The following is a 20,200-nucleotide window of genomic DNA, read 5'->3' on the forward strand; positions in this document are numbered from 1 at the left end:
TTAGTGGTTTTTGAGCGAAAAACGACTGAACATGGGCTAGAATCAGCGAGTTAGGTGGCTTCTAAACTGACGACACAGCGGATAAAGCCATAAGTCTTTGATGGGTACGCTTTGTTTACCAGCAGGTCCCAACTTGCCGCGCCCTTTGGTTTTACCTACGTAGATCCAGTTGGCGGCTTTGTAACAAGTCCCTGCAAATCGCTCGGTATCAACAAAAGTTTCCAGTAACACCGGACGGATGCCATAACGCTCTTCCCATTGTGTAGGAAGGCGACGAGCTATCATGGATAAAATAGTGGAAGCAAGATTTTTGGATTTCACCCAGGGCATAATCAGAAAACGGGCATTGTTCACGACTAACGGCAGGTTTTTTTGCCGCTGTTCGTGGCTCCAGCCAATAAACTGATCACGTGGTGCCGTTTGCCAGGCGGCCGCACTAAAACCGAGCGCTGCAATAATTTGCTCGTCGAGGATGACGAAGTAGCGAAGCTGTGCGCCGGGTAGCGGCTTGTGCCCCAGGTAGTGGTAGCGATGTATGTACTCATTCCATAGTCGTGAATGATCACGGGTGATGACTGGACAAAGCTGGATGGCCGCAAGTTCATGAACAGGCAGGAGGATCGCTGGTTGCGGGTCCGTCTGTTCAGTAAAGTTGAGTTTCTGTCGCGGGGGTGGTTTGCGCCGTGGTGGCGGCAGAGCGATAAGTCCATCTTCTGCCATGCGCAGCATGGCAACACGGCATGACATATCCTTGAGCCCCCCATCAGGCTTGTACCAATCAAGCATCCTGCAGGTCAGGCGCGAAAGTTCGGCACGCGTGCACCCAGCATCCTCGGCAATCAATTTCCGCATCTGTTCCAGTTCCTGCTCGCTAAAGTTTCGTCCACAATACCGTGTCATGGTGATTGGGGTTGTTCTGACTCGAGTGGAGTCGCAGTCAGTTCAGGCAAGGGTTTGCTCAACTGCTGTTTGCGCGACTCGCTCATCATCCAGGGAATAAACGGGCGGATGTCTGAGGGAGGCTGCCCACCATTATTCGCACAGGCATCTAGATAGTCGTGAAGCCAGTGATGTGGGTTCAATCCCCATAACAGGATTGTCTGAAACAGTGAAAACATCATGGCTGCCAGTCTGGCACTCCATTGACTCCCTGAACCATAATAGTTTTTACGCCCCATACCGGGATTACGCATACGCCGCTCAGCAGTATTGTTGTCCATGGGTACCTGGGGATTGAGTACGAATACCATCAATCCTTTCCAGTGGTTATTCAGGCTGTTTAGGATCTTGCATTGAATGCGCTCTAGGTTTTTGTTCTCTTTCTCCGCTTCCAGTAAATGCGCGTAGCGCTCTTTCATCTTTTGGCTTGCCTGTGCAAGGGCTTGATGGTGTTGCTTGAAGTCTTGATTCTGGGTTTCCAGGCTTTTTGTTTCGTCCCACTCTTTCAGGCGTTGCTTGTTAAGATGATAGAGTTCGGCAATGAGTTCGACCCAATCAAGCATCCATGCTTCAAGTTTCGGATAGCTTCTGGCGGCATCCAGAAAGTCACGGCGGACATGTGCCCAGCAGAAAGCCAGTATGATCTGTGGAATTTCCCGTGCCAGCCGAATGTAACCTTTATAACGATCACAGACCACAATGACCTGTTCCAGGTGTTTATCCAGTCCGGAAAAATACTTGATGGGTATATCACCACTACGGCTAGGTGCCAGTATGTAATAGACTACCGAACGGGACTGAGTGACCCACAACCACCAGCGGTAGCCCGTTTTGCCCTCTATGATTTCAAACACTTTCCAGCCGGTTTCATCATTATGGAATAGATCTTCGGTGAGTTGTTTTTTAACCAGTTCATTGACGAGCGGTTCGAATAGCGGAGCTATCTTCTGTAATCCACCCGTGAGTGTGCCAGGGGCAATGCATAGACCTCGATGTGTGTAATCTGTACACAAATTATTGAGTGCTCGTGAGAACAGAAACTTGTTAAGCAGAACTTCTCTCCATACCGAGATGCCAATACCACTTTTGGGGATAAGACGTGGTGCAGGAGGAGCCGTAATCAATCCGGTGACTCCCTCGCATTGACAGCCCTGAACAGTCATCTTTCGTTTGACACGACGAATATAGCTGTTAACCTTTATTTCAACAATATTTGAATCCTCTGTCTGTGACAGAAGCTTGTAGGGTTTTGTACAAACTAGGCACAACGTGTTTTCAGCAGCAATGTCATGCTCTTCTTCAATAATCGGCAAATCAGGACGGGGAGTGCGCCCGTGTCCCTTGCTACCTTTTTGCTGGCCACGAGGCCGAGGTGTATCAGTATCAGACATCTTGATTCGCTATCCTGAAAGAAATCCATTAAAACTTAAACTAGGCAATATAATTAAAGGGTTAGGGAATTATTGTCAAATGATTGATATTTTCAGCTAAAGAAATGAAAACGGTACTCATTTAGGTTAAACTAAGCCCTCATATCATACGAGGTATTCAATTAATGCAGCAACTCATGCTCCCAATAATTCCTCAGGGTACGACTATTATAAATGGTCAGGTCAGTGTTGATAACCGAAATGATGAGTGGTTTTATTTCCTCGGCGGTATCCCGATCTATTCTCACCAGGCTGACAATAAGAGATTATTTAGACTTCACACCTCTCAACTCATCAATACCGGCTCCTGTCGTTCAATCGATATTATTACAACCTTTGGTGTCTCTAAAAGTAGTGTTATGCGCTCATTAAGGCAACTACGAGAAAAAGGGGCTGATTCGTTTTTTGAACCTCGCCCGACTCGCAAGGGAGGACCACTCTTTACGCTTGAGGTTTTGCAGCAAGCTCAGGAATATCTGGATCAAGGTATGACGCCTAACGAAGCCGCTAAAGAATTAGGCATCCGGGCAGATACCTTTCGCAAGGCGATCAGTGATGGACGTTTAAAAAAAAGTCTGCCGTATCAATAGACCCCAATGATGGCAGTACCAAATCAGCCCGTGATATTATTGATGCCAGTGCAGCCGAGTCACTCGGTACGGCCTGCACTCGAGTAGAAGAGCGAATCCAGGCGGCTTTGGGTGAGCAGGAAAAGGGAGCCTCAATCGAATTCGAATCCTGTTTAGATGTTCCTAAAGGCGGTGTGTTATGTGCATTGCCCGCGTTACTTAGCAATGGCTTATTAAATGACATTGAGCACCACCTTGGCAAACTGACAGGTTATTATCAAACCTTTCATATCCTATTGCTACTCGCCTTTATGGGACTATGTCGCATCAAAAATGCCGAACAACTTCGCGAGCATGCACCGGGTGAATTCGGCAAACTACTTGGCCTGGATCGGGTTCCCGAAGTGCGCTGTTTAAGAACCAAAGTAAAAGGACTGTCTGATCCAGAATCAGTTGAAAGCTGGGCGGCCGACCTCAGTCGACAATGGATGGAAAATGAACCAGAGGCAGCAGGAACACTCTACATAGATGGTCATGTCCGTGTCTATCATGGACACTTGACTAAACTTCCCAAACGGCATGTTTCACGCGAAAAACTCTGCTTACGGGGTATCACCGACTACTGGGTTAATGATGGTACGGGGCGTCCCTTCTTTGTCGTTGAAAAAACGGTGGATCCGGGCTTACTAAAAACGCTGGAAGAAGATATCGTCCCCCGATTACTCAAAGACATTCCGAATCAACCGAGTGCACAAGCATTACAGCAAAACAAACAAGCCTGTCGTTTTATCCTGGTGTTTGATAGAGAAGGCTATAGCCCCGCATTCTTTAGAAAGATGTGGGACAAGCATCGTGTCGCTTGCATGACCTATCATAAATTTCCCACCGAAAATTGGCCACTGGACAATTTTTCCGGCCAGGAGATCACCCTACCGAGTGGTGAAAAAGTCATCATGAAACTCGCCGAACGAGGCAGTCTGGTTGGAACCAAAAAACAGGCGATGTGGATGAGAGAAGTGCGCAAGTTGACTGATTCTGGTCACCAAACCAGTATTATTACCACAGCCTATGAACTAGAATTGACGGCTGTTTCTGGGCGAATGTTTAGCCGGTGGTGCCAAGAGAACTTTTTTAGATATATGAAGCACCACTATGGGATAGACATTCTACAGGAGTATGGAATAGAGCCACTATCCGATACCCAAAAGGTGGTCAACCCTGATAGGCGCCAACAGGAAGGACAGCGAATTCGATACAATCCAAACTCAATTACCGTCTATCTCGATTTGCAGCGATGGAACTTCATCCGGTGATTAAAAAAGATGAAACGGAAGATGTGAAATACAAGAAATGGGAAAGAAAACGAGCAGAATTACTCGAAGAAATAGAGCATTATGAAAATGAACTAAAAACCATCAAGGAAAAACTAAGCCAAACGCCCAAACACATTACCTGGCAAGAGTTGAGAGACGAAGATAAGTTCGAACAGCTTCTGCCAGGGAAAAAGCGGCTGATAGATACTGTCAACATGATCGCTTATCGGGCAGAAACAGCAATGGCCGCTCTGCTAACCTCACCGACAATCGACTTTCCGATGGCAAGGCAACTATTACAAACGCTGTTTGTGACAGAAGCAGATATATTACCCGATGAAGTAAAAAAACAACTTCGGATACGTGTGCATAGTACTTCCCGACCTGCAAGTAATAAAGCAATAGAAAAGTTATTTGAACAACTCAATCAAACGGAACTCAATTATCCAGGAACCGATCTGCGCTTAATTTATGAGCTGACTTCATCCGCAAAAAATTAGGAAATGGTCTCAAATTAGTTTCGTCTGAATCAAGATGTCTGAGCTTAAAAACTGTCCACGAAAGACACGAAAAGCACGAAAATATTTTTAATAGGTGACCCTGCTTTTCGCTGTTTTCAAAGGAATATGCAGGATGCTGTCAATTTTCGTGGATAAAAGTGTCAACAGGGAAATGAACGATGCTAAAGATTCTTTCTTTTGTCCTTAGCCTTCCGTTTGGATAAAATTAAAGCGCCTGAATTTTAAGTAATTGTTCATTAAAGTTAGCTAAAGAGCTGTGTATATTAGCTAACTTCTCTTTTTCCTTGTTTATCACCGCAGCCGGTGCTTTATCAACGAATTTGGGATTATTTAATTTGCCTTCAATGCGCGGTAAATCCTTTTCCAACTTAGCGATTTCTTTTTCCAATCGGGCGATTTCTGCTGCTTTATCGATTAACCCCGCCATAGGAATCAGAATGCGTAATTCATTAACCAAAGCGATGGCTGATTCAGGTGCTGTTTCACCTTCTGTCAAACAGTGAATAGATTCAATACGCCCCAGTTTTTGTAAATAAACCTGTGCATGAGGCAAATATTGTTGGTCAGCCGATGTTACATTTTCAAGTAACACAGGTAAGGGCTTGCCCGGAGCAATATTCATTTCTCCACGGATGCGCCGCACACCTAATATAAATTGCTGGGTCCATTCAATAGCAGCGATTGCGTCATTATCAATCTGGGCTGAGTCAGATTCAGGGTAGGGCTGTAGCATAATGGTTTCAGCCTGCACGCCTGCCAGTGGTGCTACACGTTGCCAAATTTCCTCGGTGATAAAGGGCATAATCGGGTGCGCCAGGCGTAAAACTGTTTCTAACACCGTTAATAATGTTTTACGTGTGCCACGTTGTAGAGCACTATTATCAGACTGTAGAGATATTTTGGACAGTTCTAAATACCAGTCACAATACTCGTTCCAGATAAATTCATAGATTTCCTGTGCAGCATGGTCAAAGCGATAATTTTCTATGGCATCGCTGGTAGTGGCAGTCACCTGATTTAAGCGCGATACAATCCATTTATCCGCCTGACTATATTCCAGTTCTCCACCGTTTAGGCCACAATCCTGCTCCTCGGTATTCATCAACACAAAACGGGCAGCATTCCATAACTTATTACAGAAATTACGATAACCATCGATACGGCCACTATCCATACGTATATCACGGCCCGTAGAGGCTAGAGAGGCAAAGGTAAAGCGTAGTGCATCCGTTCCATAAGAAGGAATACCCTCCGGGTAGGCTTTGCGCGTTGCTTTTTCAATTTTTTCAGCCAGATGCGGTTGCATCATGCCTGATACACGTTTTTTCACGAGGTCTTCAAGGCTAATACCATCAATTATATCAATCGGGTCTAGCACGTTACCTTTGGATTTAGACATTTTCTGTCCTTCGGCGTCGCGTACCAGTCCGTGAATATAGACCTTTTTAAAGGGTACATCGCCCATGAATTTTTTACCCATCATAATCATCCGGGCAACCCAGAAGAAAATAATATCAAAGCCGGTGACTAAAACACTACCAGGATAATGTTGTTCCAGTTCGGGTGTTTTTTCTGGCCATCCTAAAGTAGAGAAGGGCCATAATGCTGAGGAGAACCAGGTATCTAATACGTCTTCATCTTGTCTTAGTACATAGTCGTCAGCTAGCTTATGCTTTTCGCGAACGTCCTGCTCTGTACGCCCCACATAAACATTGCCTAGCTCATCATACCAGGCAGGAATACGATGTCCCCACCAAATTTGCCGTGATATACACCAGTCCTGAATATTGTTCATCCAGTCATAATAGGTGTTTTTCCAGTTATCTGGTACAAATTGGATCTCGCCGCTTTTTACCGCTTCTAAAGCGGGTTCTGCTAATGGCGCAACTTTGACATACCACTGGTCAGTTAATAGAGGTTCAATAATGCTGCCCGAACGGTCACCACGGGGTACCATTAGTTTATGATCTTCAACTTTCTCTAACAAGTCTAATGCGTCAAGATCCTTTACGATCTGTTTGCGTGCAGCCACACGGTCTAAGCCTATATAAGCTGCCGGAATTAAGTCATGTTCCTCTTCTTCATTTGCGCGTATAGACGCATCAAACGTAAAAATATTTATTAAGCCGCCATGAATCTGGTCTTGAATCGAGGAGATTTCTTTGTGGCGTGTCCAGACTTCGTAATCATTAAAATCATGTGCCGGGGTGATCTTAACGCAACCGGTACCAAATTCAGGGTCGACATATTCATCGGCAATAATAGGAATTAAGCGTCCTGAGAGTGGTAACTTAATGAATTCACCTAATAGATGCTTGTAACGCTCATCACTTGGGTGAATAGCCACTGCAGCATCGCCGAGCATGGTTTCCGGGCGTGTAGTAGCGACGATTAAATGCCCTGTGCCATTGGATAGTGGGTAGCGCATATGCCACATGGAGCCGTTTTCTTCTTCGGATAACACTTCTAAATCCGATACCGCCGTATGTAGCACCGGATCCCAGTTAACCAGACGTTTACCGCGATAAATTAAACCTTCTTCATAGAGGCTGACAAAGACTTCTTTTACGGCTTCAGACAAGCCATCATCCATGGTGAAACGTTCGCGTGACCAGTCCAGTGACGCACCCATACGGCGCAACTGTTGGGTAATCGTACCGCCGGATTCTTCTTTCCAGTCCCAGATACGCTCAATAAATTTTTCACGCCCGTAATCATGGCGGGTTTTCCCCTCCTGATTGATTAAACGCTCAACGACCATTTGTGTCGCTATTCCCGCGTGGTCAGTGCCTGGCTGCCATAAAGTGTTATAGCCTTTCATGCGATGATAGCGGGTCAGCGCATCCATAATCGTATCCTGGAAAGCATGCCCCATATGCAAACTACCGGTGACATTAGGTGGTGGAATCATAATGCAGAATGATTCACCTTCCTGGTGGGGAGCGAAGTAGTCTTTTTCTTCCCAGGTAGAATACCAATGTTGTTCGATAGCGGCGGGGTTGTATGTTTTTTCCATGAATGTGGTTTGGTAAATAGTCAATAGTCTTGTTCCTACGTTCTGCGTAGGAATGTATTTTGTAGTGCTCTGCGTCACAGGGTGCGGAGCATCCGCACATGGGTTTCCGCACAGACCCTGGAAACCAGAGGTAATGAGTTACATATTATGTGTGTTTGGTGTTATACCTTGAGTCTGATAATTCCGGTAGCGCTGTCGACCTGCCTGTTTTTGTGTTTCGTCATTATCTAATAACTCAAAAATTTGTTCCGATTGCAAAATATCTTCAGGACCACCTGTCGATAAATTTATCAATGTGTGTTGCCAGGGTGCAGGAGCTTGTTGCGTACCAATTATAACGCTATTGGCGGTGTTGGGTAAGCTATCCTGAAATATTTCATGCGGCACAAAGCTATTCGCGCGAAAAGTCCAGAGCAACTTATCCATTTGCTGCGCCTGTTGCATAGAGCTAGTTAATATATAAGTTTTAAAACCTAAGCGAAAAGCTTTTTCTGCGAGTTTACAGGCGAATAACTGCCGTCCCTTTTCGGTCTGAGACGACAGTATATAAAAATTAACTTTAGGCTGTTGCATACATAGTTTGCGCTTCGTGACGAACAGCGTCTGTACATGTATTCCCAAGCAATGCGTGGGAACGAGTATATTTAAGCAGCATTCGCGCGGTTTAATAAATATTGTACTAACAAGGGTACAGGTCGGCCTGTTGCCCCTTTAGCGTCGCCACTCTTCCAGGCAGTACCAGCAATATCCAGATGTGCCCACTGATAGTCTTTGGTAAAACGTGAAAGAAAACACGCGGCGGTAATCGTACCCGCATCACGCCCACCTATATTTGCAATATCGGCAAAATTTGATTTCAACTGATCCTGATACTCATCCCATAAAGGCAAGCGCCAAACACTATCCAGAGCTGTTTCACTGGCGTTAAATAAATCATTGCACAGCGTATCGTCATTCCCTAACAAGCCACTTGGTACGCGACCTAAAGCGACCAGACATGCGCCTGTTAAAGTGGCCATATCGATCACCACATCAGGGTTGAATTTTTTGGCGTAAGTAAGCGCATCACACAGAATTAACCGGCCTTCGGCATCGGTATTCAATATTTCAATGGTTAAACCCGCCATGCTGGTGACGATATCACCCGGTTTGTTTGCATCGCCATCAGGCATATTTTCAGATGAAGGAATAATGCCGACGATATTTAAGGGTAGTTGTAATTGCGCTGCAGCTTGTAAAGCACCGAGAACGGCGGCACTACCACACATGTCGTATTTCATTTCATCCATACCCGCGCTGGACTTTAAGGAAATACCACCTGCATCAAAGGTCAAACCTTTACCGACAAATACGATAGGTTGAGCATCATCTGCGCCGCCTTTATATTCCAGAGTAATCAATTTGGCTGGCTGACGACTACCACGGCTTACCGATAGAAAAGAGCCCATGCCAAGTTTTTGCATCTGCTCTTCTTCCAGAATTTCAGCGCTTAGGTTCGGATATTGTGCGGCAATATCCACTGCCTGTTCAGCTAAATAAGTAGGCGTGCAAATATTACCTGGTAAATCAGAGACACGCTTTGCCAGTGCAACGCCTTGTGCAATCGCGATACCTTGGTTAATACCCGTTTGTATAGCCTTTGCCTCTGTCAGGCTATGCAGGCTCACAGAAGTTAAGCAGAGTTTATCGGCTGGTTTACTTTTACAATCATTGAACTGGTAGAAAGGCGCATCAAAGGCCTCAACAATTTGGCGTGCATTCCAGGTCGCACATTGTCCATTCACTTTAGCTTCTGCTAAACAACAGACAACACTACTAATCTGAGTAGTTTTCAAAGTTTTGGCAGCTGCGTTTAGAGCCTTGCGATAATCCTTAGCGGTTAATTCATTTTCATCACCAAAGCTGACTAGCAACGCACGTTTAAAAGCCGCATACGGTAGGTAATTGATTAACAATGTCTCTGCTAGTTTGCCCTTAATATCACCTCGTTGCAGGATGTCTGTAATGATCCCTCCGGTTAATGAGTCCAAAGTTTGAGCAGCGGGGCTTAGTTTTTGATTTGCAAAAACAGCAACGATAAGACATTCAGTTTCTAGTGATTCTAACGGGGTGTTTGCTAATAAATAGTCCATACAAGCGTATTTAGAGGTGGCGAGTTAAAGTTGCGGTTGATTATACAATAGAATCAGCTGGGCGTTTTTCGTAAAATGTGCTTTTTGTGAAAGCTTTGAATCTCAATTAATCAGAAGTGGAAAATATTTATATTAGGTTTTTCTTATGTCTATTCCAATCAGTAGGAGTGAGATACTGTTGTTGGGGTTATTTATTTTCCTATGTAAGGTTAAAATCTTCGCTTTATTCAGCGAACAGATTTATCTCAAATGTTATTTCTGCCAATGGGTTATTGGCCCGGTATCCCGACTTTCAGTCGGTGGTTGTTTATTTGTAGAATAAATCAATTTGCTAAAATGAATTTAGATTTTAGCGTTAGTTTAGCGATGCAATGCATTTTTGCTACGCAAACTTATTCTGATTGATCACTATGCTGATTATTTAATTCTATGGTACCGTTGTGTTATTAATGTTTAGTTGGCTGTTTAAACTAATTATTCTTAACATATACTTTAAAAAAAGGTTTTACATTGAATCAATGTGGGTTTGAACTTTCAGCGACTGAAGGCAAGAAAAGTGAAGCACATATTCAGGGCGACTGGGCTATGGGTAATTCAGTACCCAGCTTCAAGTCAGTTAAACCGCAAATAGAAGAACACGGTTATGTGCAAATTGACTTAAAGAGTGACCAGTTAGGCCACTGGGACAGTCGTTTAATGCTGTTTTTATTTGAGTTAGAACGCTATTGTAATGAACATAATATAACTCTGAATATGACTGAGTTGCCCTCTGCGGCTCAAGATTTATTACATCAGGCCTCTGCTTTTCCGGTACGTGAGAGCGGACAAAAAATCATTTATGCATCATCTCTTTTAACACAGGTAGGACAGCACGCTCTGGGCTTGTATAAGCAAACTCAGGTGATGTTAACGTTTGTGGGGGAAGTGTGTTTAAGTAGTTTGCGCTTATTACGTGGTAAAGCCTGTTTTCGGCAAAGAGACTTATGGCTCATTATGCAGGAATGCGGTCCTGGTGCTTTAGCGATTGTCACATTAATCAGCCTGTTAGTCGGCTTAATTCTGGCATTTGTAGGAGCCATGCAGTTAAAGATATTTGGTGCGCAAATTTATGTTGCTAACCTGGTTGGCTTGGGTATGGCCAGGGAAATGGGCGCGATGATGACGGCTATTATTATGGCCGGTCGAACGGGAGCCGCCTTTGCATCACAATTAGGTTCTATGCGGGTCAATGAAGAAATTGACGCGTTGGAAACTTTAGGCATTTCGCCGGTTGATTTTCTGGTCTTACCACGCATGTTAGCGTTGATTGTTATGCTACCGCTATTATGTCTGTATGCTGATTTAATGGGAATTCTGGGGGGCTTATTAGTCAGTGTGTCTTTGCTGGATATTTCAGTGGTTGAGTATCTAATACAGACCAAATCCGCGCTTGATCTGAATGATTTTTTAACCGGGCTAATTAAAAGCAGCGTGTTTGGCGTGCTGGTGGCATTATCGGGTTGCTTAAGTGGTATGCAGTGTGGACGTAGTTCTTCTTCGGTGGGTGACGCAGCAACATCAGCGGTGGTGGCTGGAATAGTCAGTGTTGTGGTGGCAGATGCTGTGTTGACTGTTGTTTATCAGATTATAGGTTTTTAATATGAAAGAAGTACACATTCAAGTTAAAAATTTAACCATGGCTTATGATGATTTTATTATCCAGCAGGATCTTAATTTCAACATTTATAAGGGTGACATCTTTATCGTCATGGGGGGAAATGGTTGTGGTAAGAGTACTTTACTCAGGCATCTATTGGGACTGAAAACACCGGCGGCAGGAAGTATATTTTATCAGGATGCAGATTTATGGAAAATTTCCGATGCAGAGCGTAAGAAAATTATGCGTGCTAATGGTGTTATGTATCAAAGCGGTGCATTGTGGAGCTCTCTGACGCTGGCAGAAAATATAGCGCTACCGTTAAAGGAATATACTGATTTAAGTTATGATGAAATTCAGGGTCTGGCTTATTTTAAACTGGCATTGGTTGGCCTGGTAGGCTTTGAAGAATATTATCCAGCCGAAATCAGCGGCGGTATGAAAAAAAGAGCGGGTCTGGCACGAGCTTTGGCACTGGATCCTGATATTCTGTTTTTTGATGAACCTTCTGCAGGTCTGGATCCACTGAGTGCTAAATTATTAGATGATCTGATTTTAAGTATCCAGGCAAGTTTAGGCACGACAATTGTTGTTGTTACTCATGACTTGCCCAGCTTGTTTGCAATTGGTACGGATAGTGTGTTTTTGGATTCGATTAGTAAAACACAAATAGCGCAAGGTCCACCAAAAGACTTATTGAATAAATGTCCGAATCCCGTTGTACAACAGTTTTTAAGTAGAGGCATGAATGAGTAAACAAGCGAACCCTACCATTATTGGCATTTTTGTATTGGGAGCTGTGCTAATAGCAATTTTGGGCATTACGGTGTTTACCAGTGGGCAATGGTTCACTGTAAAATCTAGATATGTTATCTATTTCAATGAATCAGTGAACGGCCTATCTGTTGGTGCTTTGGTCAAAATGCAAGGTGTGCCGATAGGTAAAGTAACTGATATTACAGTAGAACTGGACCCTGCTACAAAACGTATTTTAACGCCGGTTTTTATCGAAATCGATCATGAGAAATGTAAACAATTGTTGCAATTCAAAGATCCTGCCAGTGAAAAAATGGCGATGGCGCAGTTGATTAAAGATGGTTTGCGGATGCAATTACAATATACCAGCTTGGTCACTGGGCAATTATATATAGAATCTTTACTAAGGCCCGAGTCACCGGTTAAGTTAACCGGCTTAAATAAACAATTCTCAGAGTTACCAGCGATTACCTCCAGTGCTCAGGAAGTGCAAAAAAATATTACTGATGCTCTGAGAGAGTTCCAGGGCATTGATTTTAAAGAATTATTTTCGGAATTATTAAGCGCCGTAAAAAATATCAAGCGAATTGCCGGCTCTGATGAAACTAAACAAACGATGCATGCTTTATCTGTTTCTTTAACCGAATTACAGGGAATTTTGACGACTTTTAATAAACATTCTGTAGCGATTGCTGTGAATGCTGAAAAAACTCTGCAGCACAGTAGTAGTGCGATGCGCAAGCTGGATAACGCAACTGATCCATTATTAGAGGATATACAGCAAACGATAGCAAACACTAATTTGACGCTGCAACAGTTTCAAGTCAGTGCAAAAGATGTTGCTAGTGTGTTCAACAAAGATGCGAATTTGCAGCGTAATTTGAATAGTACCTTAATAGAGTTAAGGCGCTCGGCAAAGTCTCTACGTTCATTAGCTGATTATTTAGAGATGCACCCAGAGTCCATTATCCAAGGGAAAAAGCGTTAAGCATTTTTGTAAGTGAACGGTTTGTTACTTTGAACACCCAAAAGAATCTCGCGGATTAAAGCTATAAATGCAACACTATGGCATCAGTTGAAGTAAAAAGGATAGCTCGAATTATTAGCAATAATGTATTTATAAGCCCATGGTTTATACGTTATAAACTAAAAGTTTTCCTGATTACCCATGACCCTCAGCTATACGTTGTCATTCCAGCATGCTTTAAGCGGGAATCTAGCAGGAGAAGCATAGATTCCCGATAAAAGGACTTCGGGAATGACGAGGTTTTTAACATACGGATGTTTCAAGCTTTATTCTACTATGGCTGAGAGTTGTACGTAATCAGGAAAGTTTATATAAGTCTTATCATAATTCTCTGCTCGACACCTGCACTATCAAGCATTAGATTTAAATGTCCCGGTTTGCTAATAAACCTTCATAAATGAAAACAAGACTTGATAATCATATTCAGAATTGGTAACGGGGACTTCAACTGTGCCTAGCATATACCAGTCCATGCCCAAATGTGTACGAAACCCAGGAGAGAGAGTGACAGCAGTATCTCCGCCATCAGCTCGGTTATCAATCGCCTGGTTCAAATTAGTTGCCAAGTACCAGACCATATCACCAAAGGGGGTCATATCGTGAGGTGTCATATAGTAACCAACTGAGAAGTTGGCATCAAAAGTCGAGCGTGCGCCTGCCTTACTTATTTCACCCGCATAAGGAATGGTGAACCCGGTACCACCACGAACAACTAAGCCTTTCCACCAGTTCGCCCAGAACTGGTACTGCGGTATGATAGATGCAACATCATCGCCATTGATGGCGCTCCCGGTTGGAGTACGAAAATCAAGATTAAAAGTCTGAGTGAAATTACGTGATTCCGATAGTAGGAAACGCGCCTGAATACGGAAATCTCCGAAATTAGTTGCTTCGCTATTAGATGATACTGGAATCTCAGTTTTGACTTCGAAACGCGAATTTATCGGTGTGAAAGTTACTAAATTACCGCTATAACTATCGGTATTATTACTATGATGTTTCCAGCCAAATACGCCAAGACTTAATCGGTAGAACACACCTTCATAGGCATTTAACCAGCCTTGGCGCGGAGCACCACCGCCTCCCGTTGGCGGGCTTACCCATGGCTTATCCCAGCCCTCACTAAAAAAATTACTGATAGATAGTTCCTGCCAGTTTTCTGGTTGAGAATAGACATCGCCAAACATCGATTGCTTTACTACTTCACCGAACGTGTATTCATGATCTATATGAAATGGGGCTTCTGTTTTAGGTTCGGTAGAGCCTCCCTCTGCCGCAATTATGTAGGGTGGAATTAAAGCTAGGCCTGCGACTCCAGCCAGCAGACAATGCTTTATCATTTTATTAGTTCGCATATTACCTAAATCCTGCAAGCCCATATTTTGACTCTCATTAACCTGTCTAGCTAAGTGGTTATTAGGTTTTTACTGCCGCTTTGCCAGCCCTCTTTGTCCAACCGATCAAAATATCCAGATTTAAATCATAAATAGAGGAAATTTTTTGTATCGTATGGATATCCCCCGAGCCCAAGGCAATAAACACCCTGCCAACGTGCCATGACCTTTTAATCAAAGTGACTTAACTTCGGTTAATGTTAAGCGAGTAACCCCACCTTAACCCAATCATCCCATTCCTGTGGATAGAGCGGACCTGCAGGTGTTCTGACTCTCAGCTGATTATTGCCTGTGAGTAATTTTCCAGCCACCCGAATCAGATAAGTACGAAGTGTATCCGGCTCCCATTGGCACAACGTTTTGTTGCCACTCAATTGAGCCATCCAGCGCACGGTATTGTAGGCAAGAACGGCGCAATGAAATAATGCGGCATTAGCCAGAAATTGATTCGTTCTGATTTTACCTAAACCCATTTGTGATTTTGCTTCTTCAATCCATGTTTCGCACGTCGCTCGTTCACCATACTTCTTATGTGTTTGCCAAGGCGATAGAGGTTCAGTTGTTACATAACAAAAATAGTCATATTCTGCCGTATCCCAAAGCTCGGACTGAGGTCCTGTCACTTGTTTAGGTTGCTTTATCCTGACCGCGACAAACTGACGAGAGCGAGACCAGCCACCACAACGATATTGAAACTCGCTCTGCTCCCAACCGGGTCGGCCTTGTATGGCTGTCCAGGCCTGTTTGGCCAGCAATGCGTTCAAATTCTTAAGTTTAACCTTTATTAGATACCCATGCCCTCTGGTATCGAGAAATTCAAGCAAATCACCGACAAAATAACCACTGTCACCGCGAAAAATAATGCGCATCCGATTGGGCAAGTGTGCAAGTAACTGTTTGGTAAATTCTACAACACCATTGCTTGTAAAGGCATTGCCTGTCCGGAACCAGGCTTGTAAAATTTCTTTTGTTTCCGCTAGAAAAGCGAGTTGTGGATGGTATGAACGGGCACCTTTCTTTTTGGGGTTGAAGCCTTTGGCACTTCCTTCTTGTCGACCACAAACGGTGTCCACAGTTGAATCGACATCGACCCACTGGACGGATTGTATGCCAGTTTTCGATTTTCCGGAACGAAGCAATCGCCGCCAGTGTTGACCACGCAAAGTATGCGTGAGCGTTTCAAACTGGCTTATCTGCCTATCACTTACTTCTTTAAAGATCCGTAAAATTGTGGTTTCAACAGGAATCTTTATCCAGCCAGCTACTTTGCGCAGTACGCTATCTGCCCATACGGTCGTCACCTTTGCCATTGATGTTGCTCCCCCCATCATGCCAACCAACGTCAATAGAACCACATCAGATAAGTGATGGTCTGCATTTTCACCCCGCCGATGTGGAACGCTTTGTTTTACGGTTTTTTCAAAACCTATCCTGTCTAAATATTTCACGACGGGAATCAGTCCCGCCTGGCTTGTCAATCCATGTGCTGTAGATGTCATTTTTACCGTTCGGGTACGGTTTCTTACGTGAGATGAGGATTTTGATACTTTAGAGGGCTTCATTAAAACAATGAGATAGTGAAATCAGGAAAATGATATTATATCATTGTTTAATAAGGAGTTTTGTGGATTATTATGTATAATGCTTGCAGGATTTAGGTTGTATTTCTAACATCGAATTTCCTCCGTAAAGGCTTTGCCAAAATATAAGGCCGCAGCTCTTTTGTCTTGGCGTGATGGCTATTTGTACTTCTATTTAATCACAATATATAAGAAACTCTGTCCGCGTTGTAAATGAATTAACAGTTGATTTTGGGATGATTTTGCTGCTTGGGTTAATTCGGCAAGCGTAGCGACCTCTTGTTTATTAACCGCTAAAATAATATCACCATTCATTAAACCGACTTGTGCCGCAGGGCTGTTAGCTTGTACTTCAGTAATTAATAAACCCTGTTCAACCCCCTGATAGGGCTCCTTAATACTGAGTTCTTTCAGCGTTGCACCTTTAAATAAGGGCATATCACTAGATGATGCAGCTAATTGCTCTGGAATTACGGCACCACCTATGGTTGCTTTAACCGTCTGAAGTTGTTTATCGCGGTATAGTTCAATACTTACTTTTTCGCCAACGCGCTTAAGGCCAATGTTAGTGCGTAATGAATTTGCTCCGGTTATTTTTTTACCATTCACCGCTACAATGACATCAGCGGCTTTAATACCTGCTTTCTCGGCAGCACTCTTAGGCGTGACGCGCGATACTAAAGCACCATGGATGCCTTTTAAATCCATTGCATCGGCAAGGTCGGTGTTTAGATCCTGAATTTGTACGCCTAACAAGCCACGTTTAATCTCACCATGCTCAAGTAACTGATGCATGATCATTTTTGCCATATTGATCGGGATTGCAAAGCCGATACCGACATTACCACCGGATGGAGCAAGAATCGCTGAGTTAATCCCAATTAAGCGGCCGCGTAGATCAATCAATGCACCGCCTGAATTTCCGGGGTTGATAGAGGCATCCGTCTGTATGAAATTTTCATAGCCTTCTATGCCTAGGTTGGTACGCCCCAGCGCACTAACCATACCCGAAGTGACAGTATGACTAAGACCAAAGGGATTACCAATTGCCACGACAAAATCACCCACTTGTAATTTATCTGAATCGCCCAGAGGAATACTGTTTAAATCTTTAGCTTCTACCTGCAATACAGCAATATCCGTTTCGGCATCGGTGCCAATAAGTTTGGCTTTGAGTTTCTGTTTATTATGCAAAGTAACAAAAATAGTATCTGCATGGTCAATCACATGGTTATTAGTAATAATAAAACCTTTGTCGGCATCAACTATAACGCCTGAGCCTATTCCCTGTGTACGTCTTTGCTTCGGCATTTGCGGTGCAAAGCGACGAAAAGAAGGGTCATTCATCAGCGGGTGCTGTTGTACCGCTATGGTGCCCTGAATAGAAATATTTACGACACTAGGTAAGACATTTTTAAGCATCGGTGCAAGTGTTGGAACTGCCTGGCTAGGTGACAAGGGATAACTGCGATTAGGCGATTCGCTAAAAGCCGTGGCTGTACCAGACAAAACTGAGATGTTCAGGGTCAAAATAATGAAAAGCTGCTGTTTTATATTCATATCACTGTGTGGGCGTAATGAAAAAGGGTATAAAAATAAAGGGTTAGAGCTTTATTTTAACTTTATATTTGCAGCAGACTATAGGTTGGTGGCGCAATCTTGCTGACTATGTTTCTATCTTATAGACAAAATTTAAAAATACAAGGGCAAGATAAATCACTGATTAAGATTAGGGATAAATAAGCAAGTGTTTGAATTATATGTATTTAATTTATGATCTGTAATTCTTTACTAAAGTACTAGGGTAATAGTTTGACATATATCAATATTACAATATAATAAAACCCTAATATGTATTTATTCAATACTATTATCTAAAAAGAGTAAAGTGTAATAGTTACACTATCTCGCCTCATATGGATATAAGGAATTAGTCAGATACTTTACGTATCTGGTTAGATGTTTTGTTGGGCCTGGAAGGTTTCTGCAAAGCTGACATAATAAAAACCATTTTTTTTAAGCTGAGGAAGAAAAATATGAAATTAAAATTACTAATAGCAAGTGCGTTAATCGTACTAGTGACAGGCTGTTCTACATTTGATAAACCCCCTATCGTTGTAGAAAAAGAAGCGGTTTATAACGAAACATTGAACCCGCGTCAAAAAGAATACCCTAATCACTTAGGCTTTAACGATTTACATATTCAGGCGATCCGACATATTAGACCTGATACTCATGATATTCATGATCCAAAATTACAAATGATCGTACATCATCACTGTAAAGCGTATGATGATGGAACATTCATCTGCCTAATGTTCCATTCAGGCATGAAAGATCAGGATAAGCCTATTGGTTTTGAATATATTATTACTACCGCGCAATATAATTCATTACCTGAAGCAGAGAAAAAATACTGGCATTATCATTTGATCGAAGTGCCTAGAGCTCATGCAACATTCCCGGATTTAACAGCTGAAGAAGGTGCTAAAATATTACCTGCAGTTAATGAAACTTACGGTAAAGTCGTGTACTTCCAGAATATTGATGATGAATTTCCTTTGGGCGAACCGTACGTTATGATTGTTCAGGATATGCCAGAGCAAGACTAATCTGACATATTTGTTTAACACTTTCGTGATAGATTCTAAATAAGGCTAGAGGCTGTTTTACCAATACTGGAGATTATTGGATAAAGTGGCTTTGGTCTTCTTTTAAAAGCCCTTTTCTGAAGGGCTTTTTTTTTTGAATTTGGTTTTATATTAAGATGTCACTACGGATATGTAATGCATATTCTATAAACTAAAGATGTGGAGAATAATATGCTGAAATATTGCATTGGTTTTTTACTGTTTTTACAAGTTTTCTATGTTTATGCGGATAACTTACTCGGTTTGCCAAAGCTAACGATCCCTGTTAGTAATCAACAAAGCGAAGAGAAAATTGCTCTGGGTAAACAGTTATTTAACGATAAGCGTTTAAGCCTGGATGGAACGGTCAGTTGTGCAAGTTGTCACAACAAGGATAGAGCCTTTACTGATGGACAACCAGTGGCTGTGGGTATAAACCAGCAGACTGGATTCAGAAATGCCCCTACCGTCGTTAATGCTGCTTTTTATCAGAGCTTATTTTTAGATGGCAGATCTGCCACTCTGGAGGAGCAGGCGCTAGGTCCCTTTGTAAACCCAATCGAGCACGGCTTAAAAGATCCACAGCACATTGCCGACATAGTTAGTCAGGACAGCAATTATCGGCAACAATTTGCACGGGTATTTAATGTTAACGAAATAACACCAGAACACATTGCTCAAGCCATTGCTAGTTTTGAGCGTACTCTAATAGCAGGAAATTCAGGGTTTGACCGTTATTTATTTGCTCGAGAGAGGCAAGCTTTAACACTAAGCGAAGCGCGAGGTATGCGACTTTTCAGGCGCAAAGGTAATTGTGCTAACTGTCATGAAATCAGCGGTAAAGATGCTTTGTTTATGGATAACCGATTTTATAATTTAGGTATAGGATTTACTCAAGTAAATCCGCAAATAGCTGAGTTTGTACAAAGCTTAAGGGTAGGGCATAAGACTGAAGATTTTTCTTTTTCTGATTCTCAGAAAGCAGAATTAGGCCGCTTTAATGTTACCTTTGTTATTGCCGATATTGGCAAGTTTAAAACACCTACGCTAAGAAATATAGCCTTAACCGCACCTTATATGCACGATGGTAGCATCAAGACACTGGCTGAGGTAGTTGAGTATTATGATAGAGGCGGTGATAAAAATCCTTTTCTGGATCCGGCTATTTTCCCTCTGCATTTAACGGCCCAGGAAAAACTGGATCTAGTCGCTTTTTTAAAGGCTTTGACTAGCGAGCAGCATCAGTCTAAATAAAAG

The 20,200-nt window shown here is 42.9% G+C and carries 16 protein-coding genes; 8 read left to right on the forward strand and 8 right to left on the reverse strand.

Features of this window, described 5'->3' with window-relative positions:
* Positions 1 to 42: 42 nt before the first annotated feature.
* Together ACQY3F_RS05030 and tnpC are read right to left on the reverse strand one after the other, a co-directional pair.
* On the reverse strand, positions 43 to 900 hold the full coding sequence (locus tag ACQY3F_RS05030; RefSeq protein ID WP_428353850.1) for a Druantia anti-phage system protein DruA: 858 nt from the start codon (positions 898 to 900) through the stop codon (positions 43 to 45).
* On the reverse strand, positions 897 to 2,330 hold the full coding sequence (gene tnpC, locus ACQY3F_RS05035) for an IS66 family transposase (RefSeq protein WP_428353851.1): 1,434 nt from the start codon (positions 2,328 to 2,330) through the stop codon (positions 897 to 899). Before tnpC ends, ACQY3F_RS05030 begins: the two co-directional genes overlap by 4 nt.
* 164 nt (positions 2,331 to 2,494) lie before the next feature.
* On the opposite strand from tnpC, the gene ACQY3F_RS05040 reads away from it, so the two are divergent.
* From ACQY3F_RS05040 to ACQY3F_RS05050, 3 genes are read left to right on the forward strand one after another with little or no spacing between them, the layout of a single operon-like run.
* Positions 2,495 to 2,959, forward strand: coding sequence for a hypothetical protein (locus ACQY3F_RS05040; RefSeq protein WP_428353676.1), 465 nt, complete (start codon positions 2,495 to 2,497; stop codon positions 2,957 to 2,959).
* 38 nt (positions 2,960 to 2,997) lie between these two features.
* On the forward strand, positions 2,998 to 4,251 hold the full coding sequence (locus tag ACQY3F_RS05045; RefSeq protein ID WP_428357617.1) for a putative transposase: 1,254 nt from the start codon (positions 2,998 to 3,000) through the stop codon (positions 4,249 to 4,251).
* Positions 4,248 to 4,751 (forward strand): putative transposase, encoded by a 504-nt coding sequence (locus ACQY3F_RS05050; RefSeq protein ID WP_428353852.1) that lies wholly within the window; start codon positions 4,248 to 4,250, stop codon positions 4,749 to 4,751. Before ACQY3F_RS05045 ends, ACQY3F_RS05050 begins: the two co-directional genes overlap by 4 nt.
* Before the next feature lie 226 nt (positions 4,752 to 4,977).
* Here ACQY3F_RS05050 and ACQY3F_RS05055 read toward each other — a convergent pair whose 3' ends face one another.
* From ACQY3F_RS05055 to ACQY3F_RS05065, 3 genes are all read right to left on the reverse strand, one after another.
* Entirely contained in the window at positions 4,978 to 7,788 is a 2,811-nt protein-coding gene (locus ACQY3F_RS05055; RefSeq protein WP_428353853.1) for a valine--tRNA ligase, read from the reverse strand.
* Between the two features lie 138 nt (positions 7,789 to 7,926).
* Positions 7,927 to 8,361, reverse strand: coding sequence for a DNA polymerase III subunit chi (locus ACQY3F_RS05060; protein WP_428353854.1), 435 nt, complete (start codon positions 8,359 to 8,361; stop codon positions 7,927 to 7,929).
* A gap of 71 nt (positions 8,362 to 8,432) precedes the next feature.
* Entirely contained in the window at positions 8,433 to 9,920 is a 1,488-nt protein-coding gene (locus ACQY3F_RS05065; protein WP_428353855.1) for a leucyl aminopeptidase, read from the reverse strand.
* A 510-nt stretch (positions 9,921 to 10,430) separates the two neighbouring features.
* Here ACQY3F_RS05065 and ACQY3F_RS05070 point away from each other — a divergent pair.
* The 3 genes from ACQY3F_RS05070 to ACQY3F_RS05080 are packed head-to-tail and all read left to right on the forward strand — an operon-like array spanning position 10,431 to position 13,300.
* A complete protein-coding gene (locus ACQY3F_RS05070) occupies positions 10,431 to 11,558 on the forward strand; it encodes an MlaE family ABC transporter permease (RefSeq protein WP_428353856.1) in 1,128 nt (375 codons plus the stop codon).
* Position 11,559: 1 nt separating this feature from the next.
* Entirely contained in the window at positions 11,560 to 12,312 is a 753-nt protein-coding gene (locus ACQY3F_RS05075) for an ABC transporter ATP-binding protein (RefSeq protein WP_428353857.1), read from the forward strand.
* Entirely contained in the window at positions 12,305 to 13,300 is a 996-nt protein-coding gene (locus ACQY3F_RS05080) for an MlaD family protein (protein ID WP_428353858.1), read from the forward strand. Before ACQY3F_RS05075 ends, ACQY3F_RS05080 begins: the two co-directional genes overlap by 8 nt.
* Before the next feature lie 419 nt (positions 13,301 to 13,719).
* Here ACQY3F_RS05080 and ACQY3F_RS05085 read toward each other — a convergent pair whose 3' ends face one another.
* The 3 genes from ACQY3F_RS05085 to ACQY3F_RS05095 form a co-directional block, all read right to left on the reverse strand.
* A complete protein-coding gene (locus ACQY3F_RS05085) occupies positions 13,720 to 14,718 on the reverse strand; it encodes a hypothetical protein (protein WP_428353859.1) in 999 nt (332 codons plus the stop codon).
* Positions 14,719 to 14,933: 215 nt separating this feature from the next.
* A complete protein-coding gene (locus ACQY3F_RS05090; protein ID WP_428352976.1) occupies positions 14,934 to 16,295 on the reverse strand; it encodes an IS1380 family transposase in 1,362 nt (453 codons plus the stop codon).
* 189 nt (positions 16,296 to 16,484) lie between these two features.
* Entirely contained in the window at positions 16,485 to 17,822 is a 1,338-nt protein-coding gene (locus tag ACQY3F_RS05095) for a DegQ family serine endoprotease (RefSeq protein ID WP_428353860.1), read from the reverse strand.
* A 527-nt stretch (positions 17,823 to 18,349) separates the two neighbouring features.
* On the opposite strand from ACQY3F_RS05095, the gene ACQY3F_RS05100 reads away from it, so the two are divergent.
* Positions 18,350 to 18,925 (forward strand): DUF1264 domain-containing protein, encoded by a 576-nt coding sequence (locus tag ACQY3F_RS05100; protein WP_428353861.1) that lies wholly within the window; start codon positions 18,350 to 18,352, stop codon positions 18,923 to 18,925.
* A gap of 210 nt (positions 18,926 to 19,135) precedes the next feature.
* A complete protein-coding gene (locus tag ACQY3F_RS05105) occupies positions 19,136 to 20,197 on the forward strand; it encodes a cytochrome-c peroxidase (protein ID WP_428353862.1) in 1,062 nt (353 codons plus the stop codon).
* Positions 20,198 to 20,200: the final 3 nt, after the last annotated feature.

Origin of the sequence: Methyloprofundus sp. (assembly GCF_965251085.1) — a bacterium.
Taxonomy (GTDB): domain Bacteria; phylum Pseudomonadota; class Gammaproteobacteria; order Methylococcales; family Methylomonadaceae; genus Methyloprofundus.